This is a genomic window from Cereibacter azotoformans (assembly GCF_021391315.1).
Taxonomy (GTDB): domain Bacteria; phylum Pseudomonadota; class Alphaproteobacteria; order Rhodobacterales; family Rhodobacteraceae; genus Cereibacter_A; species Cereibacter_A azotoformans.
In genome coordinates, this window is the sequence record NZ_CP090022.1 from 467932 (window position 1) to 490625 (window position 22694).

Here is a 22694-nt window from a genome sequence, read left to right on the forward strand (position 1 = left end):
ACGGAAGTGCAGGGGCGATCAGAACTCGCTGTCGTCGAACCCGCCGTCGTCGAACCCCATGTCGTCCTCGGCCGGCGCTTCGGCCGCCTCGGCCTCACCGGCGAACATGCCGCCGATCGCATTGGCCAGCATCATGCCCCCGGCGACGCCCATCGCGGTCTGCGCGGCGCCGGCGAGGAAGCCGCCGCCTCCGGCCTGCGCGGGCGGAGCCACCGGCCGACGCGGTGCGGCGGGCGCCGAAGCCCCGCCGAAGAGCTTGCCGAAGAAGCCGCCCTGCTGGGCACCCCCTCCCTGCCGAACCTGCGACTCGAGTTGCTCGATCCGGGCCTGGGCCTGTTCGAGCGCCTGTTCCTGCACCACGATGGTCTGCGCCATGAAGTAGGGCGCGCCCGGCTGGCGGCCGATCCGCTGCGAGATGAAGGCCTCCGCCTCGGCGTCCCGTGCCGGTGCCGATTGTTCGACGGTGGCGAGCTTGTGGAACAGCCCTTCGATGGCCTGACGGTCGTTATGGTCCATGTGATCCCTCTGTGACTGGCAAGGTTACTCGCGCTCGCCCGTGAGCGAGAGCAGGAGTTGGAAGATGTTGATGAAGTTCAGGTAGAGCGACAGCGCCCCCATGACGGCAAGTTTCTGCGACGTCTCGGAATCGTGGTGCTCGGCGTATTGCAGCTTGATCGACTGGGTGTCCCAGGCGGTCAGGCCGACGAAGACCAGGATGCCGATGATCGAGATCGCGAACTGCAGCGCGGACGAGCCGAGGAAGAGGTTGATGACGCTCGCGATGATGACGCCGATCAGGCCCATCATCAGGAAGCTGCCGAACTGGCTCAGGTCGCGCTTGGTGGTGTAGCCGTAAAGGCTCATGCCGGCGAACATGGCCGCCGCACCGAAGAAGGCGCGCGCGATCGAGGTTCCGGTGAAGACCAGGAAGATCGAGGCGAGCGACAGGCCCATCACGCCGCAGAAGGCCCAGAAGAGCATCTGCGCGGTGCCGGCCGAGATGGCCTCGATGCGGAAGGACAGGAAGAGCACGAAGGCCAGCGGCGCCAGCATCACGACCCATTTCAGCGGGGTCGAGAAGATCGGCACATAGATGGCGGGCGTGGCCGCGACGACCACGGCCACGAGGCCGGTCAGCGCGAGCCCGAGGCCCATGTAGTTGTAGATGCGCAGCATGTGGGCGCGCAGGCCCTCGTCGTAGTAGGCGCTCGGCGCAAAGCCGGCGCTGCGGCCACGGGGGGCAGGATTCATCGGTCGGATCTCCGTCACTGCTGGAAGTTGAGGTCAGTAAAGTGTGCGCGAGAGGCCGTCGGCCGCCTCACGCAGCGCGTCGGGCGGGGCGGCCTCTGCCACGAGGACATGGGCCACCTCGCCGATCTGGAACCAGGCGACATCGCGGCCGCCGGCCTGGGTTGCGTCGGGCAGCGCGACCCGGAAGCTGCCGGGCCGCACCGCAAAGAGCGACAGCCGCCCCAGCCCCGGCGTCTCGAGCGCCATCTCGACGCTCGGGCCCTGAGGCGACGGGAAGATCTGCACGTCCTGCACCTGCCAGTCGGCGGGCAGGCCGGGCAGCAGGATCCCGGTCTTGGCGCGGATCTCGGCCGCGTCGAGGCGCGTCGCCGCGGGCTGCGACAGCATCGACAGACGCAGCCGGCCCGCCTCATGCGCCTCAAGCGCGGTCTGGATGAAGGCGGGCGGCGGCTCGGACGCCACCACATGCGACACGCGCAACGGACCAAGCCCCGCGGCGCCGGCCCCGATCAGGCCGCCCAGCACCAGGACCGCCGCCATCGGCGCCAGCCGCACCAGCAGCCGGTCGAGGCCCAGCCCGCGGGCGAGCTTCCGTGCGGCGGCCCGCGTCTCGGGCGCCTCGTGCGGCAGCGGATCCGCGAAGGCGAGCCGCAGCTCGTCGCGCGCGCGCAGGTCGGCCATCACCCGTGCGGCGGAGCTCGGATCGGCCGCTAGATGAGCCTCCACCGCCACGCGCCGCCAGGGGTCGAGCTGGTCATCGACATAGGCCACCAGGTCGAGCTCGGTCACCGGATCAGGCATCGTCTGCATCGCGTCCTCCCACCACCCGAAGCGGCTGGCGCGCCGCTCCCGTGCCATCCTCGAACTCCCGCAGCGCCGCCCGTGCCCGCGCGATGCGCGACATGAGCGTGCCCTGCGGCACGCCCAGAACGAGCGCTGCCTCGTTGTAGGAAAGCCCCTCGATCGCCACGAGATGCAGGGCGGCGCGTTGTTCTTCCGGCAGCTGCGCAAAGGCCACGCGGATCTGCGCCAGCCGCACCGCGCTTTCCTGCGACGCGGGATGAGACGCGGGTGCCGCCTCCATCACCGCGGCCTCGCGCCGTTCGCGCGCGCGGCGGCTGCGCAGGCCGTCGATGAAGCTGTTGTGCAGGATCGACATGAGCCAGACCCGCAGCCCCTTGCCACGCCGGAAGCTCGCCCGCCGCTCATGCGCGCGCAACAGCGCCTCCTGCACCAGATCCTCGGCTTCCGCCTCGTCGCGCGTGAGCGACCGGGCGTAGCGCCGGAGCGGGGTCAGTTCGGCAAGGATCTCGTCGGTTTCTCGCATCTTGCCCGATATACGGAGCCGGGCCGCTCCTTCATCCCGACATTGCGAGATTTTTTTCGCCCCATCAGCCGGGAGGCAGGCAGGTGGAGGTGACCGCCACCGGCACGAGGCTCCAGAAGGTTGCGAACAGCGCGGCGATGCAGAGGACGAGGCTGGTGTGCCGGACAAAGCCCGGAGGTGCCCCGAAGCGGTGCGAGCGGAGGGCGAGGAAGAGCACCCCCTGCAGTCCCACCGAGACCAGCGCCGCCGCGACCAGCGCCGGCCGCCCCCCGGGCCAGCCGCCCGAGCAGATCAAACCGTGCAGGCCATAGACCGCGCTGAAACAGACGAGCCAGAGCGTGAGGGGCAGGCTGATGCGGAGGATCGCGCTCATGCCAGAACCCCCGGCAGGCAGGCGGCGGCCACACCCACGAGGCCGACGAAGGCCGCCCAGTCGATCCAGAGCCGCAGGATGCGGAGCGGCGCGATCCGCAAGGCCGAGAGACGGCCGCGGCCCTGCATGACCATCACGAACAGCGTCATTCCCAGCGCGAGCAGCGCGTGAAAGCCTGCATAGCCGCCGATTACCCACACCGTTGCATCATAGGCGTGGCGCTGGGGCACGGGCAGCGCGAAGAGAAGCATCAGCGCCGCCGCCGACAGGGCGCCGAGGCCGAGCAACGCTCCCGCCAAGGCGGGTGTCGGAGAGCCTCCGCCCGCGACCGACCGCAGCGCGAGGCGGACCAGAAGCGGCGCGGTCGCCGCTCCGCCAAGCAGAAGTCCGATGAGGAGCATCGAGGGCTGCAGCCACTCGGGCGGCGGCCAGTTCGGCGCCACCGTCCAGAGGAAGGCATAGCCGAACATCAGCGATCCGAAGAGCGTCGCATCGGCCAGAAGCAGGAAGAGCGATCCCCACCATCCCGGCGTGTCCGGCACCTCGCGCGGCAGGCTCTCGCCCCGGCCGACCGGCAGACGGCCCTCGTCGCGGCTGGAGGTGAGGCTCCAGACCCAGCGGCAGCCAAGGGCCGCGACGCCCGCAAGCGCCAGCGGCACCAGCCAGAAGGTCTTCAGCAGCATCCCGAGGAAGAAGAGCCCCGTGGCAAGCGCAAGCTGGAAGGGCAGCGCGCTGTTGCCGGGATAGACGACCAGCGCCGCAGGCGTTCCGCTGGCCACCTCGACCATCAGCGTCTCGCGCCGGCCGCCCCGCGGCTCGCCAAGATAGAACTCGCCTTTCGCGATCCTGACGCCGAGATCGGGATCCTCGTGCAGCGGCTCGCGCGTGGTAACCTGTGGCAGGCTCGCGAAATTGTAGGCCGGTGGCGGCGTGGGCATCGCCCATTCGAGCGTGCCCGCACGCCACGGGTTGCGGCTGCCCCGCACCGCCACAAGCGCGTTCATCGCCACGTCCAGCAGCACGAGGCCAAAGCCGATCGCCATGACGAAGCCGCCGATCGAGGAGATGAGATTGATCACCTCCCACCCCTGACCGGGATCGTAGGTCTCGGTCCGGCGCCGCTGGCCGAGCAGCCCGACCCAGTGGACGGCCAGGAACGTCGCGTGAAAGCCCAGCGTGATCAGCCAGAAGGCGGCGTCACCCACCCGGAAGAACCGCTTCCGCCCCGTCACGTGCGGCATCCAGTAGTAGAGCGCGGCGAGCATCGGGAAGACGAAGCCGCCCACGAGGACGTAGTGCAGGTGGGCCACGATGAAATGCGTGTCATGCACCTGCCAGTCGAACGGCACGACGGCCACCATCACGCCCGTCAGCCCGCCGATGACGAAGGTGGCGAAGAAGGCAAGGATCCACATCATCGGCAGCCGCATCTGAGGCGAGCCCCGCCAGAGCGTCCCTATCCAGGCAAAGATCTGCACCGCCGTCGGCACCGCGACGAGGGTCGAGGCGGCCGAGAACAGCGCGAGCCCCATGTGCGGAATGCCCGTGGTGAACATGTGGTGCACCCAGAGCCCGAAGCTCAGGACGGCGAGCGCGATCGCCGCGGCCACCACCCAGCGGTAGCCCATCAGTTCGGTCCGGGCCATGACGGGCAGGATGGTGGAGATCGCACCGGCCGCGGGCAGGAAGATGATATAGACCTCCGGATGGCCGAAGAGCCAGAAGAGATGCTGCCACAGCAGGCTGTCGCCACCTTCGGCCACCTGGAAGAAGGGCAGGCCGAAGGCGCGCTCAAGCTCGAGCAGGATCGAGCCGAGGATCAGCGGCGGAAAGCCTGTCAGGATCATGGTGGCCGTGACCAGCGCATACCACCCGTAGATCGGCATCCGGTCGAGCGACATGCCCGGCGCGCGGAAGCGCAGCACCGTCACCACGATCTCGACCGCCGCCGCGATGGCCGAGATCTCGACGAAGGTGATCCCCAGCAGCCAGAAGTCCGAGTTGATCCCCGGCGAGCCGAGTGTGGAGGCCAGGGGCGGATACATGAACCAGCCGCTGTCGGGCGCGATCCCGGCCAGCAGCGCGAAGATCAGCATCGAGCCGCCCAGCACATAGCACCAGAAGCCGTAGGCCGACAGGCGCGGATAGGCCAGATCGCGCGAGCCCAGCAGCTTGGGCAAGAGGTAGATCGTCAGCCCCTCGAACAGCGGGATCGCGAACAGGAACATCATGATGGTCCCGTGCATCGTGAAGAGCTGCGCGTAGGTTTCCGCCCCGACAAAGGCCGAGCGGGGGCTGGCAAGCTGCGCCCGGATGAGCATGGCGAGGATGCCGCCGATCAGGAAGAAGACGGCGGAGGCAAACATGAACATCCGCCCCAGATCCGTGTGGTTCACGGTGGTGAACCAGCCGCGCCAGCCGGGCTCCGAGGCCCAGATCCGCGTGAGGATGCGGTGTCGGCGCAGGGCGTTCATGGGGCTCCTTCCTCCAGGAATGTGTCCCAGTCCGCGGCATCGAGCGCGCGGACGGTGAAACGGTGGGTGCGGTAGCCGGGGCCGCTGAACTCGGCGCTGACGCCGGCGTAGTCGCCGGGTCTGCGGGCCTCGATCCGCAGGATGTTCACATGGCCGGGAATGGCGTCCATCTTTCCGGCAAGGCGCGGCACCCAGAAACCGTGGATGACATCGAGGCTCGTGATCTCGACGTCGATCGGCCGGCCGGCGGGGATGTGAAGGATGTCGCGGGTCTCGAGGTCCGGGCGGTCCTCGTAGCCAAAGCGCCACTCCCACTGACGCGCCTCGGCGCGCACCGTCACCCGGTCGGGATGGTCGCGCGGCAGAAGCCGTTCACCGATCACGAGCCCGTAGGCCAGCAGCGCCGCGAGCACCGTCAGCGGGAAGGCAAGGCCCATGCCCTGCAGCCAGACCCGCTCGCTCCCGCCGCCCGGTCGAGGGCGCATGGCCAGGGTCAGCAGCACCACGACCAGCAGGAAGATCGCCGTGGCGCCGGCCAGCATCACCCACCAGAGTGTCGCGATCGCCTCGGCGGCCGGACCTGCCGGATGCACCGCCGAGAGATCCTCGGCGCAACCGGAGAGCAGGAACGGCGTTAGAGTGGGCAACAGCCAGCGCAGGAGGAGCCGATGCCGGAAAAGCAGGTGCAGACGAAGGACGAGACGCTGATCGACCCGATCAGTTCTGCGCCCGCCTTCGAGGAGACCGAAAGCCGGATTGCCATCTGGGGTCATCCGGCCCATGCGATGACCGTTTCGTTCCCGGTCGCGCTCACCTTCTGCGCCTTCGGGGCGGACGTGCTCTACTGGCTCTCGGCCGACATCTTCTGGGCGCGCGCGGCGCTCTGGGCTGCGGGAACCGCCTTCCTCTTCGGCCTCGCGGCCGGTGTCACGGGCACGACCGAGCTTCTGATGGTGCCGGGCATCCGCGCCCGCGCGGCCGCCTGGACGCATTTCGTGATCGCCGTGGCGCTTCTGTCGGTGCTGGGGGCGAACTGGGGCTACCGGCTCCTCGGGTTCGAGGAGGCGGTTCTGCCCTACGGCATCCTGCTCTCGGGCTTCGGCGTGATCATGGTGTCGGCAGCGGGCTGGCATGGCGGCAAGCTCGTGTTCGATTATCGGCTGGGAACGTCGAAGGGAAGCTGAATGCCCAGAGGCTCCTGGAGCCAGTCGGGCAGCGGAATCCCATGGAGGTCGGGCTTGGCGAGCACGAGGGTCAGGATCCCGAGCACGGGCACCAGCAGAAGCAGCAGGGGACCTGTGGCCGGGGGGACGCGGTGCGTTCCCTCGGTCTCGGCCACGATGACGAGCGTGTGGCCGACCCAGGCATGGAACGCCACCAGCAGCGCCACGAAGACGAGCTTGGCGAACATCCACAGATCAAAGACCTCGCGCAGGAAGATCAGCAGGGTGCCGCTGGCGATGGCCAGCACCGCGCCGGGTGTCACCACCAGCGTGTAGCCGTAGTGGGTCGCACGGCGCACGCGCGAATAATCGGCCTGCCCCGTTGCCTTGTCGTGGTGGCTCAGCATCAGCGGCAGGGCGAAGAGCCCTCCGCACCAGATCACGAGCATCGAGATGTGCAGCGCCTTGAGGTGCGGGATGATCGGCCCGAGGAACTCGATCATGTCCGGCAAGCCCGCAGCCTGCACGGCGGCCGCGCCGAACGCGCCTCGATGTTCCGTGCCCTCATCCGTTCCCCTCTCGCGAAGCGTGACCTGCGCGCGGGCGGGGGCACTGGCTCCCGCTTCGCAATCCCGCGTCGCATCACCCGCGCGCGACCTGCGCGCACAGGGGCAACGACGGGAGAGGCCGACGGTTCCTGCTGCGCCTCAGGCGCTTTTCTGCGAAGGGCGGTGGCGGGCGCTCAGGGCCGCGAGTCGCAGGGCATCCATCGGCCGGCCGAGCAGGAAGCCCTGGAACACATGGCACCCCATTCCGAGCAGGGCCTCGCGCTGCGCTGCGTTCTCGACGCCCTCGGCCGTGACCTCGATCCCCATCGCCCGCCCAAGGTCGAGGATCGCGCGCACGATCTGGTCCGTCCCGTCGCCGCTGCCCAGCCGGGCCACGAACGAGCGGTCGATCTTGATCGTGTCGATCTGGTAGTCGCGGACATAGCGCAGGAGCGACTGGCCGGTGGCAAAGTCGTCCAGCGCGATCGACACGCCGGCAGCACGGAGCCGATCGAAGTTCGACAGAGTCTCGCTTCCGGTGTCCAGCGCGCGTTTCTCGGTGACCTCCAGTTCCAGCCGGTGGCCCGGAAGACGGTGGGCCGCAAGCCGCGCCAGCACCTCCTCTGCAAAGCCCGCGCGGCGCAGCTGGATCGGTGAGACATTGACCGAGATCTTCGGCAGGCCGGATGTCGCCGCCAGGACGCAGGCCTGATCGAGCACCCAAAGGCCGATCGGCTCGATCAGGCCGGTGTCTTCGGCAATGCCGATGAAGCTCTCCGGTCCCAGCACGCCGCGGACGGGGTGGGTCCAGCGCACCAGCGCCTCGGCTGCCACCATGCCGCCCTCGGCATCGAAGATGGGCTGGTAGAGCACCTGGAACTGGCCACCTTCGGCAACGGCCCGCCGCAGGTCGCGCTCGATCTCGTGGCGGAGACGGAACATGTCGTTCATTTCGGGCGTGGCGATGCAGAAGCGCCCGCGCCCGTCCGCCTTGGCGCGGTAGAGCGCGGCGTCGGCGCTTTGCATCAGCGCCTCCATTTCGCCGTCGAAGCGCGCCGCACAGGCCGCGCCGATGCTGGCGCTGATCTGAACCTGGCCTGTCTTGAGGTCGCAGGGCGCCGAGAGCAGGTGGATGAGGCCGCTGCAATAGCGCGCGAGCGTTTCCTCGCTGCCCATGCCGATCAGGATCACGCCGAACTCGTCACCTCCGAGCCGCGCCACCGTGTCGGTCTCGCGCACATGCGAGCAGAGCCGTCCCGCCATCTGCCGGATCAGCTCGTCGCCTGCCGGATGGCCCAACGTGTCGTTGATGGCCTTGAATCGGTCAAGGTCGAGGCAAAGCAGCGCGACGGGCGGCCCGCCGCGCTTCTCGGCCTTCAGCGCCTGATCGAGCCGATCCTCGAAGAGCGTGCGGTTCGGTATCCCGGCCAGCGGGTCATGCATCGCCAGATAGCGGGCCTCCTCCTCGCTCTGGTGCAGGCGGCGCGACGCGGACCAGAGGCGCCGCAGGAGCCAGGCCAGAAGCCCGGCTCCGAAGGCGGCGAAGAGCGTGACGACCGGCAGCATCTCGTCCACGAGCCGATGGCCGGGGCGATCGGCGCGCCAGACGAACCAGGCAATGGCGTCACCCGCCGCGTCCCTGACGGGAACGGAGAGCCTGTCCTCGGGGCCGGGGGACACCGAAAAGGCGGCGCCGTCGAACTCGAAGGTCGAGGAAAACCGCTCGGCCATGTCGGCGTCGGCGAACTGGATGGCCAGATGCAAATACTCCGTCCCCGCCCGCTGCGTGAGGTCGGGCTTGTCGGGCACGATGGGCACGATGCCGGCGAGGGCCGGTTTGCCGTTCAGCAGCAGGAAGCGCGACAGCGAAAGATCGGCGATATCCGGGGTGGAGTCCGCTTCATCCCGCGTGGCCCGCTGCATCTCGGAGCGCAGGTCCTGCGCGAGTTCGGCGAGGGGTGGGGGAAGGGCGGCCGCGGGCCCCGGCCGCACCGTCATGCCCTCGCGCGCGAGATGGATCGGATGATTGCCGGTATCGACCACATAACTTTCGTCGTGCCCGTACTGCTGGTGCATCCAGGCGCCGAGATTGTTCTCCATCCAGTCGTGATCGACGGCCTTGACGCGATCGACCGCTTCGTTCCAGACGGTCGATACCTGTTGTTCGGAGACGATCCGCCGGGCCTCCTCCTCGATGGCGCGGTTCGCAAAGCGCAGCTGGCGGGCTTCGGCATCGGCATCGACAGCGCGGACGGCGGTGAAGCTGAGGAACAGGACCGAGATCGTGGCGATCAGGCAGGAGATCAGGATTGCGGCGACGAGTTGCGCCGAGAGCGACACGGACGATCGGGGCCTGTCCATCCTCATCTCCTCACGGCGGCCCGAGCCGCCGCCTGCCCACCGACCCACGGCCCCCGCGGTTCACGCTTCGCGAATGGCATCCTCTGACCGGAGGAGCGTTCCCGTCATGTCCTTTCGGAACACCAGGCCCTGCATCCGTGATTCCCCGCGTGATCTCAAGTTTATCTCGCCGATACATCCGAAAGATTGTCGGGATGTGGCGGCCGGCCGGAGCCGGCCGGCCTTCAGATCAGCGCCCCGAGGCCGAAGATGGCGCCGAGGCCGAGGATGAGCAGGATCCAGTGGAGGAAGACTTCGCTCCGCTCGCTTCGGGAGGTGGCCGTTTCGGCCTTGGCGTCTCGGCGCTCGGCGCGTCGCCGCAGGCTGCGCCTGCCGCCCTGAAGGAGCAGCGCGAGCGCGCCGGCGGCCGGCAGCAGCCCGCCGAGGATTGCAGGGTCTGTGGTCATGGGTTCGTCCTGAAAAGGGCTCGCCGGCACCATGCGGTGCCCGTCGGCCCGTTGAGCGGTGAGGGTGATCGGCGACCGCGCCCCGGCAGCCGTGTCCCCGGTCGGGGCAGGCTGCCGACGGCATGTCCGACGGCGGGGAAGACGACCGTGTCACCCCGCAGGGGCGGACGGCGCGTTCCGAGAGATGCCGGTGTGCCGGCCCGACGAGGGCCGCGGGTCACATCAGTGGGCGAAGGCCGGCACCGGAGGCGCCCGCGCGAGGAAGAAGACCTCGGCCGGGCGGGGCCGCGGTGCCTCATCGCGCGCCACCCGCAGGAGGCGATGCCCGCCAGGAGGCGCGAGATCCTGCCGATCGCCGTGCAACGCCATGGGATTGGCGGCCAGCGGCGGACGCTCGCCGCGGCTGGCGGGCGCCAGTGCGGGCTCGAGACCGCGAGGCGCGAGGATTGCGTCGGGATGATGTGCGAGCAGGCCCCCCGGCAGATGATGCCGCTCCGCCGCGGGCAGCATCACCAGCAGCAGGGTGGCAAGGACGGACATTAGGCGCATCACGAAGGCGCGCCGGATGCCGCTGACGGGGACGGGGGCCGATTGCATCGCGGCACTTTGCCCGTCGAGGCGGCCAAGGCAAGGATTCCTTCGAGGGCGGGCCTCTGGAACCTATCCGCCGCGGCCCGGTTGCGCAGGCCAACCCCTGTCAGCAACCGGAGATCTCCATGCCGCTCTACCGATCCGAACGGACCGGCCCCGAGCCCGGAACGCTCGCGCTCCTCGCCGGGGCGGGAGTTGCCGCCGGCGTGACCGCCTGGGCCATCGCCAGGTCCCGGGAGAACCCTGTCGCCTACCGGCCGAACGACGACGCTCCCGACCGCTCCGCCCGATCCTCGTTCCAGGACGGACCGGCGCCCGCCGGCCGGACCGTGACCATCAACCGGCCGCGCTCCGAACTCTTCGCCTTCTGGCGCGACTTCTCGAACCTTCCCCGGTTCATGGAGTCGATCGAGCATGTGACGGCCGTGGGGGATGTCAGCCGCTGGACCATCGCCATGCCCCTCGGCCGGACCGCGACGCTCGAGACCCGGATCATCGAGGAGGTGCCGGACCGACTGATCGCCTGGCGCTCGACAGAGGCGTCGGACATCCGGGCGGAGGGGGCCGTGACGTTCCGCGACGCCCCCGCAGGGCGTGGTACCGAAGTCGAGGCCGTGGTGGCCTACATTCCAACCGGAGGCGAGGTCGGCCGGATGGTCTCGCGGCTCTTCCGCCTCGCCCCCGCCCTGCAGGGGCGGCGCGAACTCCGCCGCTTCAAGATGCTGATGGAGGCGGGCGAGATCGCCACCTCCCGCAACCGGAAGGACTGACCGATGCGCGCACTCACCTGGCACGGAAAGCACGATGTCCGCGTCGAGACCCACCCCGATCCCGAGATCGTCAATCCGCGGGACGCGATCATCGAGGTGACGGCCACGGCCATCTGCGGCTCGGATCTTCATCTTTATGACGGCGTGATCCCGGGCCTGATGTCCGGCGACATCCTCGGGCACGAGTTCATGGGCCGCGTGGTCGAGACCGGCCCGAAAAGCACCCTGACCAAGGGGCAGCGGGTCGTGGTGCCCTTCACCATCTCCTGCGGCAAGTGCTTCTTCTGCGAACATCAGCTGTTCTCCGCCTGCGACAATTCCAATCCGGCCGAGAAGCAGGACCTGTCGGAGCCGCTCTATGGCCATGCGGTGTCCGGCCTCTTCGGCTACTCGCATCTGACGGGCGGCTATCCGGGGGGGCAGGCCGAATATGTCCGGGTGCCCTATTCCGACGTGGGGCCGATCGTGATCCCGGACGGGCTCGACGATGAGCAGGTGCTGTTCCTGTCCGACATCCTGCCGACCGGCTGGATGGCCGCCGAGAACGCCGAGATCCAGGAGGGGGACACGGTGGCTGTCTGGGGCTGCGGGCCCGTCGGTCTCTTTGCCATCCAGTCCGCCTTCCTGATGGGCGCGGGCAAGGTCATTGCCATCGACGAATATCCCAAGCGGCTGGCGCTGGCCCGCAAGCTCGGCGCCGAGGTGATCGACTTCCGCCGGACCCGCGTGCTCGAGGCGCTGATGGAGATGTCGGGCGGGCTCGGGCCGGATGCGGTCATCGACGCGGTCGGGATGGAAGCGCATGGCTTCATGCCGGACACGCTGATGGACAACATGAAACAGCGGATCGGCATTGGCGCCGACAGCGCCCACGCGCTGCGCGAGGCGATCATGGCGGTGCGCAAGGGTGGGCGCGTGTCGGTGCCCGGCGTCTATGGCGGCTTTCTCGACAAGTTTCCGCTGGGCGCGCTGATGGAGAAGGGGCTCACGCTCAAGACCGGGCAGACCCATGTGCAGCGTTACACCGAGGAGCTTCTCCGGCGGATCGGCGACGGCGAGATCGACACGACCTTCCTGATCTCGCACCGGCTTCCGCTCGAGGAGGCCGCACGCGGTTACGAGAATTTCCGCTACAACCAGAACGAATGGACGAAGGTTGTGCTGAAGCCGGGAATGGCGGTCGCCTGATCCGCCGGTGCGGCAACGGCCGGTGCGCTCCGGCCCGATGACCGCGCCTGAGCCGCTGGATGACGAAGGGTCCGGGATCCCCTCTTTGGGGGTCCCGGACCAACTTCATGTTGCGGAACCCGGAAGATGGGGATCATATTGAGCGTTACCGCTATCGCAGCGCCGTCCGGGCCGAGGCTCCCGGAGGAGGGATTGGGACGATGGACGAAGGCCGCGTTCAGGAGCGTCTCCGGGATCTTGGCGAAGCCGAGCTTGGGCTCGGCCGCTGGCGCTGGGATTTGCGCCGTCAGTCGCTGACCTGGTCGGCCGAGCAGCGAGAGATCTACGGCCTTGCCCCCGACGCACCCGAGCCCGGCGTCCTTCAGTTCTTTCAGATGATCCACCCGGAGGACAGGGACAGGCTCTTCGCCGCCGTGGGCGAGTTTCTGACGCACCGCAAGACGCGCCAGAGCCACAGCTTCCGCATCATCCGGGCCGACGGCAGCATCGGTCGCGTCCTCAGCCACGGCCGGCTGATCCTTGGCGCGGATGGCGCCGCCATCGGCATTACGGGAGTCGACGTGGAATTGCCCGGGTCGGAGGGCGACGAGGCCGCGTGCAATCTCGAGCCGGCCCACGTTCATGTCTCCACCCGGCTGGCCGGCCTTACCACGCGCGACGAGCAGGATGCGCTCTTGCGGGTCGCTCTGGGTGCGGGGCGGATGACCGTCTGGCAGCTCGATCTGGCGCGGCGCGTGGTGCAGTTGGGCGGAGATGCGGCGCGGCTCCTCGGCGTGCAGAACCTGCCGCGCGAGATCCCGGCCGCGCTTTTCGAGGCGCGCGTCGATGCCGCGGACCTGCCCGCGTTGCGGAATGCCGAGGCTGCGGCCCTGCGCGGCGAGCCGATGCAGGTCGAGCTTCGGCTGACGCTTGCGGGCGGTGGCGATCGCTGGCTGCGCCTCGTGGGAGAGACGCAGCGGGATCGCGACGGCCAGCCCGAGCGGATCGTGGGGGTGGCCTACGACATCTCGGCCCGCAAGCGCGCCGAGGCCCAGCTTCGCGAGAGCGAGGAGCATTACCGCGATGTCTTCTCGGCCATAGATGAAGGCTTCTGCATCTGCGAGATGGTCACCGATGCGGCGGGCGAGCCGATCGACTACCGCTTTCTCGAGGCAAACCCCCTGTTCGAGAGCATGACGGGCCTCTCGAACCCGATGGGCCGGACGGCCCTTGAACTGGTGCCGGATCTCGAGCGGCACTGGATCGAGACCTACGCCCGGGTGGGGCTGGGGCGCGAGACGTTGCGCTTCGAGCTGCCGTCGGATGCGATGGGCCGCTGGTTCAATGTCTTTGCCACCCCGCTTTCGGCGCACGGCCGGTTCGCGATGGTGTTCAAGGATGTGACCGAACGGCGCCGCAGCGAGGAGGCGCTGCGCGAAAGCGAGGCCATGTTCCGCACCGTCACTTCGACCATGCCGCAGATCGTCTGGTCCGCGCAGCCGGGCGGGCAGGTGGATTTCCTGAACCAGCGCTGGACGGATGTCACTGGCGCGCCCGCGCGCCCGGCCGACGGCGAGGGGTGGCACGCGTTCTTCCACCCCGGGGATCGGGCCGAGATGGACCTGAGGTGGAAGCAGGCGCTTGCCACCGGGGAACCCTACGAGATCGAACACCGGCTTCGCCATCGCGACGGCTGTTATCGCTGGATGCTGGGGCGCGCCCTGCCGGTGCGCGACGCCGAGGGGCGGATCCTGCGCTGGATGGGCTCGTGCACCGATATCCACGACATGAAGCTTGCCCAGCAGCGGCGACAGCTTCTGCTCGAGGAGATGGATCACCGGGTCAAGAACATCCTCGCGCTGGTGCAGGCCGTGGCGCGCCAGTCCTTCGGTGGCATCCCCGAGGCGGCGAAGGCGCGCGACGCCTTCTACGGCAGGCTTCAGGCCCTGGCGGGGGCCTACAGTCACCTCCGGCACGAGAGCTGGGCGCAGGCCTCGCTCCGCCAGATCATCGGCACCTCGGTCGCCGGATGCGGCGCCAACGCCGAGGCGGTCACGCTGGACGGGCCGGACGTGATGCTGCCGCCCCGCTCGGCCGTGCCGCTTTCCATGGCGGTTCATGAGCTGTGCACCAACGCCATGAAATACGGGGCGCTCTCTGCTCGCGAAGGCCGCGTGACGATCCGCTGGACCCAACTTCCCGACGCGCGGCTGCATCTGGTCTGGGCGGAGGCGGACGGGCCCCATGTCGTGCCGCCCTCGCGGGCCGGCTTCGGGGTGCGGATGATCGAGACGGTCCTGGCGGCCGAGGTGGCGGGCACGGTGAAGCTCGATTTCCGGCCCGAAGGTGTGCGCTGCGACATCGAGATCGCGATGCCCGCGCCCGAGGTGCCCTCGGCCGGCGCTCCGCCGCTGTCCGCCTGACGCGGGGCCGCCGCGGTTCAGCCGCCGCTGCGGCCCGCCTCGCGGATCAGGGCGCGGATCGCCTCCTGCTTGCGGACGACGGCGGGCGCCAGAACGAACGGATAGAAGGTCTCGTGTCCCAGCGCCTGATTGACCGCGTTGAGGGCGATCACCAGCTCGACCCAGACCCCGGTGAGCCGTGACATCGGTTCTTCGATCAGCGCGTCGAGGCCCTGGGGCAGTGTGGCCGAAGTCAGCAGCCCGAAGGCCTGCGCCGTCTCGATCCCGTCGAGCAGGTGGAAGACATGCGCCCAGCTTTCGGCGAAGTCCTCCCAGGGATGGGCCGTGGCGTAGGCCGAGATGAAACGGTCCGGCCAATCCGGCGGCGGTCCCTCGGCATAATGGGTCTGGAGAGCTACGGCATAATCCTGCCGTTCGTCCCCGAAGACCTCGCGCAGTTGCCCCAGGCGGTCGGCCCGGCCCTCGGTGAGAACGTCCCAGTAGTGATGCGCAACCTCATGGCGCAGGTGGCCGGTGAGGGTGCGGTAAGGCTCGTTCATCTCCGAGCGGATCCGCTCGCGCTCGGCGTCGTCCGCCTCGGCGATGTTGAGGGTGATGGTGCCATTGGCGTGGCCGGTCAGGATCCGGGGCGCGCTGCCGTCGAGCGGATCGCCCTTCAGCTCGAACCGGGGCACGGCGGCGCCCCGCCCGTCGAAGAGAGGCAGGTGCAGCCGGTGCAGCATGAGGATCAGCGGCCGCTTGGCTGTCTCGATCCGTTCCCATCGCTCGCGGTTGTCGTGGATGGACAGGTCCGGCACGACGGTCGTGTGCAGACACGAGAGGCAGAGAGGTACGCCCTCGTGCGCGGTCCAGTTGCAGTTGATCACCTCGCGGTTGGCGCAGGGCGTGCCCGAACCCTCCTGCAGGTCGGCAAAGCCTGTGTCCGGGTCGAACCGAAGCTGCGCCCCGCAGGCGAGGCAGGCGGTGTTGCGAAAGAAGATCTCCTGCCGGCAGGAGGGACAGCTGAAGCGTTGCAAGGTGGGACCGTGACTGAAGAGCGACCGCGCCCAACGGCGGCCGACGGGCTTCGGTTCCGGTTCTTCTGCGGGCTGGGGGATGGCTCCGCCCCGATGACGGCGCAGCTGCGGCCCTGGCCCGGGCCTTTCCGCCCCTATCCGTGTGCGGATTGCGCCGCCGGAGGTGCCCGGCGATCCATCTCGGAGTAGAACTTCCGCTTGTCCTCGTACATGCGCTGGTCCGCCCGTTTCACGAGGGACTCCATCGACTCGCCCGCCTGGCTGCTGGCGGCACCCATCGAGACGACCAGCGGCGCGGCAAAATGGAAGCGGTTGTTCACCGCGAGCAGCCGCTTGATCGTGTCGAGCATGGCCTGCGCCTCGGGCTCGCCCGCGCGCGGCATGACGACGGCAAACTCGTCGCCTCCGATCCGGGCCGCATGGTTCGTGTCGCCCGCCGCTTCCTTCAGCACCTCGCCCAGCCGGCGCAACAGCTGGTCGCCCGCGTCATGGCCAAGCGCGTCATTGACCCCCTTGAGGCCGTTCAGGTCGAGCATCGCCACCGAGACCGGCCGCACCCCCTGCCGTTCGAGCCGGTTCAACTCGTCGATGTAGAAGGCCCGGTTGTGGACGCCCGTCAGCACGTCATGCTTGCCCAGATAGGCCAGATAGGCCTCGGCCTTCTTGCGCGCCGTAATGTCGGTCAGGGCGACCTGCACCAGCGACCAGTCATGCTCATGTCCCGGAAGCACGGCGAAATGCATGATCACCGCCCGTTCCGTGCCGTCGAGCGCGTAATTCACCACTTCCCGGCTGTGATAATAGTGATGGTTCCACAACTCGATCAGTTGCTCGCGGAAATGCTGCTCCATGTTGTCGCGGAACACGTCGCGCAGCCGGCTGAGAAGCGTGCGCTTGTCAGGGGCGCAGAACATCTCGAGCGTCGCGCGGTTCACGTCGATCACCCGGATCTCGCCCATGCATTGGCGAACGAACTCGGGGTGGACGTCGGTGAAGACCCGCAGATCCACGATCCCGCGCGAGCGGAGATTCTCGAGCAGGTGGCGGATCTGGCTGAAATCCTCGACCCAGAGCGAGACGGGCGAATGTTCGAAGATGCCCTCGGCATAGCGGCGGCTCACGAGTTCGCGCCGCCGCGCCTCCTCGCGGGCGGTCACGTCCTCGCACGTGAGCAGGATGCGCTCGAGGCTGTCTTCGGAGCCGGGCAGCACCGTGCCGCGCAACTGGATATCCATCCGGCGTCCGGTCAGCGAATAGTTCACCGCCGTGCTGGCAAAGCTCGTCTCACCCGCCCAGAGTTGCGACAGCTCGTTCACATGGCTCTGCAACATCTCGTCGCGAAAGACCGACCCGAGATTTTCCACCAGATGCGCCATGTCCTGCGCCTCGTAGAGGTCGAGGGTGCGGGCATTGACCTTGATGACCCTGATCCGGCGCGAGCAGGCCGCAACGCGCGACAGGTCGGCTTCGAGAAAGGCGCGGATATCCTCGACCCCCTCGGCCCGCCACTCGTCCATCAGGGCGCGGACACCGCTGAAATCCTCGATCCACATCGAGACGGGGGCGAGGTCGAAGGCGGACTCCTCGATTGGCCTCGGCTCGATGGTCATGAGTCACGCCTCTTCGGAAATTATGGATCGGACAAACCACATGATGCACTCGTGACCGCTGCCGATGTGCTAATGCAACTGCAGTCAATTCGTAAAGCTCAAGTTGCGGCAATCCTGCACGAATTTCCGCCGCTTCAAGAAGATCATGACGATCGGAACGGCAGGCCGCGGCATTGTGCGGAACGTCCGGGGCATCCTGCGGACCCTTCGACGGTTGCCGCGCAGGCGCGGGATCGCCATTGTGGCAGCAACGCCTCTTTCACGGACCATCCATGCCCGACACAGACCCCGCGCCCCGCCCGCCCAAGGACCGCACGCTCGTTGCCCGCGTGCAGACCGGGGCGCTGGTCATCATCGCCTTTGCGGTGGTGCTCTTCCTGCTGGTTCAGGCCCAGTTCATCCTCATCTCGCTGGCCGTCTCGGTCATTCTCTTCAGCCTGACGAGCGATGCGATCGCGCTGGTCGGGCGCGTTCGCTTCGGACCGGTCAAGATCCCCAACTGGCTGGCCACCAGCCTTGCGCTGCTGCTGCTGGCCACGGTGCTCCTGTCGGTGGCGGCGGTCATCGTCTCGCAGGTCAACACGGTGCTGCTGACCGCCCTCAGCTACAGCGAACAGGCCCCTGCGGCCGTGGCGGCAATCTTTTCGTGGCTTGGACAGGATGCGGAAGAGGCGGTGCTCTCCTCGATCCGCGCCGTCGAGATCTCGGGCTACCTGCGGACACTGGCTGCGCAGGCGGGGGCGCTGATGCAGGCCACGGTTCTGGTGATCCTGTTCGTGGGGTTCCTCTTTGCGGAGCGGGTCTGGTTCCCGGTCAAGCTGCTCAACCTGATCGGAGACCCCGACCGCGCGCGGCGCGTCGAGGAGATCGTGGGCTCGATCATGCGGCGGGTGAACCGCTACCTGCTGGTCAAGACCCTGGTCAGCGCCATCACCGGCCTGCTGGTCTGGGGCGTGGCCCTGGCCTTCGGGCTCGACCTGGCGGCGCCGCTCGGGATGCTGACCTTCATCCTGAATTTCATACCGAGCATCGGCTCGATCGTCTCGACGCTGCTGATCGTGCTGGTCGCATTCGTGCAGACCGTCGATGTCGCCACCGCCCTGTCGCTGCTGGCCTTCGTGGGCGCGATCCAGTTCATTTGCGGCAACGTTCTCGATCCGATGCTGATGGGGAGGGCCCTGCAGCTCTCGTCCTTCGGCATCATCATCAGCCTGGCCTTCTGGGGTGCGGTCTGGGGGATCCCGGGGATGTTCCTGTCGGTGCCGATCATGGTGGCGCTGATGATCGTCAGCGCCGAGATCGACCCGCTGCGGCCGATCGCGGTGCTGCTTTCGCGGCAGGGGCTTGCCGTGCCGATGAGGCGCCAGCGAGCCGAGCCGGTGCCGCCCACCCGTCTGGAGCGGCGGGGCTGACGGGCCGGGCCCGGGCCGCTACTCCGCCGCCAGAGAGGTCGCCTCGCGGCGGCTGCCCAGCACCGGGGCGAGCCACCGCTCGACCTCGGCCAGCGGCATGCCCTTGCGGCGGGCGTAATCCTCGGCCTGGTCGCGCTCGATCCGTGCGAGGCCGAAGTAGTAGGACTCGGGGTGGGCGATGTAGAGGCCCGAGACCGACGAGCCCGGCCACATCGCCATGCTCTCGGTCAGCTCCACCCCCGTTGCCGCTGTCGCATCGAGCAGGCGGAACAGCGTGACCTTCTCGGTGTGGTCCGGCTGGGCGGGATAGCCGGGGGCGGGCCGGATGCCGCGGTAGGGCTCGGCGTGGAGGTCCTGGGGCGCGAAGGCCTCATTGGGCGCGTAGCCCCAGTAGTCTCGGCGGACACGTTCGTGCAGCATCTCGGCCATCGCCTCGGCGAAGCGATCGGCGAGCGCCTTGACCATGATCGAGGAATAGTTGTCGTTCGCGCGGTCAAATCCGTCGGCAATCGCGGCCTCCTCCGGCCCGGCGGTCACGACAAAGCCGCCAACCCAGTCGGGCGCCGTCCCCTCGGGCGCCACGAAGTCCGCGAGCGCCACGTTCGGCCGGCCCTCGCGCTTGGGCACCTGCTGGCGCAGCGTGTGGAGGGTGGCGAGCGTCTCGCGCCGGCTCTCGTCGGCATAGAGGCGGATGTCGTCGCCCACCGCATTGGCCGGCCAGAAGCCCACCACTGCGCGGGGCGTGAACCAGCGGTCCGCCACCAGCCGCTCGAGCATCGCCTGCGCGTCGGCAAAGAGCGCGCGCGCCGCCTCGCCCTGCGTCTCATCCTCGAGGATGCGCGGCCAGACCCCCTTCATCTCCCATGCATGGAAGAACATCGTCCAGTCGATGTAGCGCGCAATCTCGGCCAGATCCCAGTCCTCGATCACCCGGACCCCGGTGAAGGTGGGCGGGGTGGCGGAATAGGACGGCCAGTCGAGCCGGAGGGCATTGGCCCGCGCGGCGGCGAGCGAGAGGCGCTGCTTGGCGCGCTCGGACCGCGCATGGCGCTCGGCCACCTGCGCATAGTCGGCGCGCAGCCCCTCGACATAGGCCTGCCTTTGCGTCGGGCTGAGCAACTGGCTCACCACGCCCACCGCCCGGCTGGCATCGGCAACATGCACCGCCGGGCCGCGGTGATAGGCGGGCGCGATCCGGACGGCGGTGTGCACCCGCGAGGTCGTGGCCCCCCCGATCAGCAGCGGAACCCCAAAGCCCTCGCGCTCCATCTCTGCGGCGAGCGTCACCATCTCGTCCAGCGACGGGGTGATGAGGCCCGACAGGCCGATCACATCCACCTTCTCGGCCCGCGCCACCTCGAGGATCCTCGCCGGCGGCACCATCACGCCCAGGTCGATGATCTCGTAGTTGTTGCAGGCCAGCACGACGCCGACGATGTTCTTGCCGATGTCGTGCACGTCGCCCTTGACGGTTGCCAGCAGCACCTTGCCGGCCGCCTCGCGGGCACCGCCCTTGTCGGCCTCCATGTGGGGCAGAAGCACCGCGACCGCCTGCTTCATCACGCGCGCCGACTTCACCACCTGCGGCAGGAACATCTTGCCCGCGCCGAAGAGATCGCCCACCACGTTCATCCCCGCCATCAGCGGGCCCTCGATCACATGCAGCGGCCGCTCGGCCGCAAGCCGGGCCTCCTCGGTGTCGGCCCCGATGAATTCGGTGATGCCGTTCACCAGCGCATGTTCCAGCCGTTTTTCCACCGGCCAGTCCCGCCACGCCAGATCGCGCACCTTCTCCTCGCGGGCGCCGCCGCGGAAGCGGTCCGCAACGGCCAGAAGCCGCTCGGTCGCGTCGCGACGACGGTTCAGGACCACATCCTCGCAGGCCTCGCGCAGCTCTGGGTCGATCTGGTCATACACAGCCAGCTGGCCCGCGTTGACGATCCCCATGTCCATCCCTGCCCGGATGGCATGGTAGAGGAAGACGGCATGCATCGCCTCGCGCACGGGCTCGTTGCCGCGGAAGCTGAAGGACAGGTTCGAGACGCCGCCCGAAACATGGGCATGGGGCAGGTTCGCCCGGATCCAGCGGGTGGCCTCGATGAAATCGACGCCGTAGTTGTCGTGCTCCTCGATGCCGGTGGCCACGGCGAAGATGTTCGGGTCGAAGATGATGTCCTCGGGCGGGAAGCCGATCTCCTCGACGAGGATGCGGTAGGCGCGGGCGCAGATCCCGGTCTTGCGGGCGAAGCTGTCGGCCTGTCCCTCTTCGTCGAAGGCCATGACGACCACCGCCGCGCCATAGGCGAGGCAGAGCCCGGCCTGCTGGCGGAAGATCTCCTCGCCCTCCTTCAGGCTGATCGAATTGACGACGGGCTTGCCCTGCACGCATTTCAGCCCCGCCTCGATCACCTCCCACTTCGAGCTGTCGATCATCAGCGGCACGCGGGCGATGTCGGGCTCGGCCGCGATCAGGTTGAGGAACTCGACCATGGCGGCCCTCGAGTCGATCAGCCCCTCGTCCATGTTCACGTCGAGGATCTGCGCACCGTTCTGCACCTGATCGCGCGCGACCTCGAGGGCGGCCGCATAGTCGCGGTTGGTGATCAGCTTGCGGAAGCGCGCCGAGCCCGTGACGTTCGTCCGCTCGCCGATGTTGACGAAGGGAATGTCGGGGGTCAGCACGAAGGGCTCGAGGCCCGAGAGGCGGAGGTGGCGGCTCATTTCACGGCCCTCGGAGCAAGGCCCGCCACCGCGTCCGCGATGGCGCGGATGTGGTCGGGCGTGGTGCCGCAGCAGCCGCCGACGATATTGACCAGCCCCTCGCGGGCAAACCGCGCCACCTGTGCGGCCGTATCCTCGGGACCCTCGTCATACTGGCCGAAGGCGTTGGGCAGGCCCGCGTTCGGATAGGCGCAGGTGAAGCTGTCGGAGACGCCGGCGAGTTCGGCCAGATGCGGGCGCATGGCCGCCGCGCCAAGCGCGCAGTTCAGCCCGACAGTGAAGGGCCGGGCATGGCGCACCGAGTGCCAGAAGGCGGTGGGCGTCTGGCCCGAGAGCGTGCGCCCCGAGGCATCGGTGATCGTGCCCGAGATCATCAGCGGCAGCCGGCGCCCGGCTTCGGCGAAGGCCTCGAAACAGGCGAAGATCGCGGCCTTGGCGTTCAGCGTGTCGAAGATCGTCTCGATCAGGATGAGATCGGCGCCCCCTTCGATCAGACCGCGGACTTGCTGGCTGTAAGCGGTGCGCAGATCGTCGAAGGTGACGGCCCGGAAGCCGGGATCGTTCACATCCGGGCTGATCGAGGCGGTGCGGTTGGTGGGCCCGACCGCTCCCGCGACGAAGCGCGGCTTGCCGTCGATGGCGGTGGCGCGGTCAAGCGCCCGCCGCACGATCCGCGCCCCCTCGACGTTCAGGTCACGCACCGCGGATTCCATGCCATAGTCGGCCTGCGCGATGGTGGTGGCCGAGAAGGTGTTCGTCTCGACGATGTCGGCGCCCGCCATGGCGTAGCGGAAATGGATCTCCTCGATCGCCTGAGGCTGCGTCAGGATCAGCAGGTCGTTGTTGCCCTTCTGCGGATGGTCCGAGTGGTGACGGCAGGCGCAATCCCCGGCGTAATCCTCTTCTCCCAGTCCGAGTTGCTGGATCTGCGTTCCCATCGCCCCGTCGAGGATCAGGATGCGCTCGCGCGCGAGGGCATCGAGCACGGGAAAGACGGGGGAGGGTGGCAGTGAGAAGGGCAACATCGGGCAGGTCCGTCAG

At 68.5% G+C, this 22694-nt stretch carries 20 protein-coding genes; 5 read left to right on the plus strand and 15 right to left on the minus strand.

Going from position 1 to position 22694, the window contains the following annotated elements:
* Positions 1–18: 18 nt before the first annotated feature.
* The 7 genes from LV780_RS17360 to LV780_RS17390 all read right to left on the minus strand — a co-directional run bounded on the left by LV780_RS17360 (position 19) and on the right by LV780_RS17390 (position 6075).
* Positions 19–516 (minus strand): DUF2076 domain-containing protein, encoded by a 498-nt coding sequence (locus LV780_RS17360; RefSeq protein WP_108221280.1) that lies wholly within the window; start codon positions 514–516, stop codon positions 19–21.
* A gap of 24 nt (positions 517–540) precedes the next feature.
* The gene (locus LV780_RS17365) at positions 541–1251 is read right to left on the minus strand and encodes a Bax inhibitor-1/YccA family protein (RefSeq protein WP_011910586.1); all 711 of its coding nucleotides are present in this window, start codon (positions 1249–1251) and stop codon (positions 541–543) included.
* Positions 1252–1284: 33 nt separating this feature from the next.
* Positions 1285–2061 carry an anti-sigma factor family protein gene (locus tag LV780_RS17370; RefSeq protein WP_101339882.1) on the minus strand — a complete coding sequence of 259 codons (777 nt, stop codon included), beginning with the start codon at positions 2059–2061 and terminating at the stop codon, positions 1285–1287.
* Positions 2045–2578 (minus strand): sigma-70 family RNA polymerase sigma factor, encoded by a 534-nt coding sequence (locus LV780_RS17375; protein ID WP_101339881.1) that lies wholly within the window; start codon positions 2576–2578, stop codon positions 2045–2047. Before LV780_RS17375 ends, LV780_RS17370 begins: the two co-directional genes overlap by 17 nt.
* Positions 2579–2642: 64 nt before the next feature.
* Positions 2643–2951 (minus strand): hypothetical protein, encoded by a 309-nt coding sequence (locus LV780_RS17380; protein WP_101339880.1) that lies wholly within the window; start codon positions 2949–2951, stop codon positions 2643–2645.
* Entirely contained in the window at positions 2948–5425 is a 2478-nt protein-coding gene (gene ctaD / locus LV780_RS17385) for a cytochrome c oxidase subunit I (protein ID WP_108221279.1), read from the minus strand. The genes LV780_RS17380 and ctaD overlap by 4 nt, the downstream gene beginning before the upstream one ends.
* On the minus strand, positions 5422–6075 hold the full coding sequence (locus LV780_RS17390; protein ID WP_407647924.1) for a cytochrome c oxidase subunit II: 654 nt from the start codon (positions 6073–6075) through the stop codon (positions 5422–5424). Before LV780_RS17390 ends, ctaD begins: the two co-directional genes overlap by 4 nt.
* Positions 6076–6093: 18 nt before the next feature.
* On the opposite strand from LV780_RS17390, the gene LV780_RS17395 reads away from it, so the two are divergent.
* Complete coding sequence (locus tag LV780_RS17395; protein WP_044249294.1) at positions 6094–6609, plus strand: DUF2231 domain-containing protein; 516 nt, start codon at positions 6094–6096, stop codon at positions 6607–6609.
* On the opposite strand, the gene LV780_RS17400 is transcribed toward LV780_RS17395, so the two are convergent.
* The 4 genes from LV780_RS17400 to LV780_RS17415 all read right to left on the minus strand — a co-directional run bounded on the left by LV780_RS17400 (position 6579) and on the right by LV780_RS17415 (position 10483).
* Entirely contained in the window at positions 6579–7091 is a 513-nt protein-coding gene (locus LV780_RS17400) for a CopD family protein (RefSeq protein WP_108221277.1), read from the minus strand. The genes LV780_RS17395 and LV780_RS17400 overlap by 31 nt on opposite strands.
* Positions 7092–7295: 204 nt before the next feature.
* Positions 7296–9497 (minus strand): bifunctional diguanylate cyclase/phosphodiesterase, encoded by a 2202-nt coding sequence (locus LV780_RS17405; RefSeq protein WP_108221276.1) that lies wholly within the window; start codon positions 9495–9497, stop codon positions 7296–7298.
* Between the two features lie 224 nt (positions 9498–9721).
* Entirely contained in the window at positions 9722–9943 is a 222-nt protein-coding gene (locus LV780_RS17410; RefSeq protein WP_101339876.1) for a hypothetical protein, read from the minus strand.
* 222 nt (positions 9944–10165) lie between these two features.
* Positions 10166–10483, minus strand: a complete 318-nt coding sequence (locus LV780_RS17415; RefSeq protein WP_233864006.1) for a hypothetical protein — start codon at positions 10481–10483, stop codon at positions 10166–10168.
* A 176-nt stretch (positions 10484–10659) separates the two neighbouring features.
* On the opposite strand from LV780_RS17415, the gene LV780_RS17420 reads away from it, so the two are divergent.
* The 3 genes from LV780_RS17420 to LV780_RS17430 all read left to right on the plus strand — a co-directional run bounded on the left by LV780_RS17420 (position 10660) and on the right by LV780_RS17430 (position 14894).
* Positions 10660–11304, plus strand: coding sequence for an SRPBCC family protein (locus LV780_RS17420; RefSeq protein ID WP_108221274.1), 645 nt, complete (start codon positions 10660–10662; stop codon positions 11302–11304).
* 3 nt (positions 11305–11307) lie between these two features.
* Positions 11308–12492, plus strand: coding sequence for a zinc-dependent alcohol dehydrogenase (locus tag LV780_RS17425; protein ID WP_108221273.1), 1185 nt, complete (start codon positions 11308–11310; stop codon positions 12490–12492).
* Between the two features lie 200 nt (positions 12493–12692).
* Positions 12693–14894 carry a PAS domain-containing protein gene (locus LV780_RS17430; RefSeq protein ID WP_108221272.1) on the plus strand — a complete coding sequence of 734 codons (2202 nt, stop codon included), beginning with the start codon at positions 12693–12695 and terminating at the stop codon, positions 14892–14894.
* Positions 14895–14911: 17 nt separating this feature from the next.
* On the opposite strand, the gene LV780_RS17435 is transcribed toward LV780_RS17430, so the two are convergent.
* Complete coding sequence (locus LV780_RS17435; RefSeq protein ID WP_108221271.1) at positions 14912–15910, minus strand: zinc-binding metallopeptidase family protein; 999 nt, start codon at positions 15908–15910, stop codon at positions 14912–14914.
* Positions 15911–16044: 134 nt separating this feature from the next.
* Positions 16045–17520 (minus strand): sensor domain-containing diguanylate cyclase, encoded by a 1476-nt coding sequence (locus LV780_RS17440; RefSeq protein WP_101339871.1) that lies wholly within the window; start codon positions 17518–17520, stop codon positions 16045–16047.
* Positions 17521–17792: 272 nt separating this feature from the next.
* On the opposite strand from LV780_RS17440, the gene LV780_RS17445 reads away from it, so the two are divergent.
* A complete protein-coding gene (locus LV780_RS17445) occupies positions 17793–18932 on the plus strand; it encodes an AI-2E family transporter (RefSeq protein ID WP_044249288.1) in 1140 nt (379 codons plus the stop codon).
* A gap of 18 nt (positions 18933–18950) precedes the next feature.
* Here the strand turns inward: LV780_RS17445 and metH are convergent, their stop codons facing one another.
* Together metH and LV780_RS17455 are read right to left on the minus strand one after the other, a co-directional pair.
* Complete coding sequence (gene metH / locus LV780_RS17450; protein ID WP_108221270.1) at positions 18951–21653, minus strand: methionine synthase; 2703 nt, start codon at positions 21651–21653, stop codon at positions 18951–18953.
* The gene (locus LV780_RS17455) at positions 21650–22678 is read right to left on the minus strand and encodes a homocysteine S-methyltransferase family protein (RefSeq protein ID WP_108221269.1); all 1029 of its coding nucleotides are present in this window, start codon (positions 22676–22678) and stop codon (positions 21650–21652) included. The genes metH and LV780_RS17455 overlap by 4 nt, the downstream gene beginning before the upstream one ends.
* Positions 22679–22694: the final 16 nt, after the last annotated feature.

Excerpts from the sequence above, each read along its gene's own strand:
- ctaD (WP_108221279.1), bottom strand. The coding sequence starts at position 5,425 with ATGAACGCCCTGCGCCGACACCGCATCCTCACGCGGATCTGGGCCTCG.
- LV780_RS17415 (WP_233864006.1), bottom strand. The coding sequence starts at position 10,483 with ATGTCCGTCCTTGCCACCCTGCTGCTGGTGATGCTGCCCGCGGCGGAG.
- LV780_RS17425 (WP_108221273.1), top strand. The coding sequence starts at position 11,308 with ATGCGCGCACTCACCTGGCACGGAAAGCACGATGTCCGCGTCGAGACC.
- LV780_RS17365 (WP_011910586.1), bottom strand. The coding sequence starts at position 1,251 with ATGAATCCTGCCCCCCGTGGCCGCAGCGCCGGCTTTGCGCCGAGCGCC.
- LV780_RS17430 (WP_108221272.1), top strand. The coding sequence starts at position 12,693 with ATGGACGAAGGCCGCGTTCAGGAGCGTCTCCGGGATCTTGGCGAAGCC.
- LV780_RS17410 (WP_101339876.1), bottom strand. The coding sequence starts at position 9,943 with ATGACCACAGACCCTGCAATCCTCGGCGGGCTGCTGCCGGCCGCCGGC.
- LV780_RS17405 (WP_108221276.1), bottom strand. The coding sequence starts at position 9,497 with ATGGACAGGCCCCGATCGTCCGTGTCGCTCTCGGCGCAACTCGTCGCC.
- LV780_RS17370 (WP_101339882.1), bottom strand. The coding sequence starts at position 2,061 with ATGCAGACGATGCCTGATCCGGTGACCGAGCTCGACCTGGTGGCCTAT.
- LV780_RS17395 (WP_044249294.1), top strand. The coding sequence starts at position 6,094 with ATGCCGGAAAAGCAGGTGCAGACGAAGGACGAGACGCTGATCGACCCG.
- LV780_RS17440 (WP_101339871.1), bottom strand. The coding sequence starts at position 17,520 with ATGACCATCGAGCCGAGGCCAATCGAGGAGTCCGCCTTCGACCTCGCC.
- LV780_RS17380 (WP_101339880.1), bottom strand. The coding sequence starts at position 2,951 with ATGAGCGCGATCCTCCGCATCAGCCTGCCCCTCACGCTCTGGCTCGTC.
- LV780_RS17445 (WP_044249288.1), top strand. The coding sequence starts at position 17,793 with ATGCCCGACACAGACCCCGCGCCCCGCCCGCCCAAGGACCGCACGCTC.
- LV780_RS17455 (WP_108221269.1), bottom strand. The coding sequence starts at position 22,678 with ATGTTGCCCTTCTCACTGCCACCCTCCCCCGTCTTTCCCGTGCTCGAT.
- metH (WP_108221270.1), bottom strand. The coding sequence starts at position 21,653 with ATGAGCCGCCACCTCCGCCTCTCGGGCCTCGAGCCCTTCGTGCTGACC.
- LV780_RS17420 (WP_108221274.1), top strand. The coding sequence starts at position 10,660 with ATGCCGCTCTACCGATCCGAACGGACCGGCCCCGAGCCCGGAACGCTC.
- LV780_RS17400 (WP_108221277.1), bottom strand. The coding sequence starts at position 7,091 with ATGATCGAGTTCCTCGGGCCGATCATCCCGCACCTCAAGGCGCTGCAC.
- LV780_RS17360 (WP_108221280.1), bottom strand. The coding sequence starts at position 516 with ATGGACCATAACGACCGTCAGGCCATCGAAGGGCTGTTCCACAAGCTC.
- LV780_RS17375 (WP_101339881.1), bottom strand. The coding sequence starts at position 2,578 with ATGCGAGAAACCGACGAGATCCTTGCCGAACTGACCCCGCTCCGGCGC.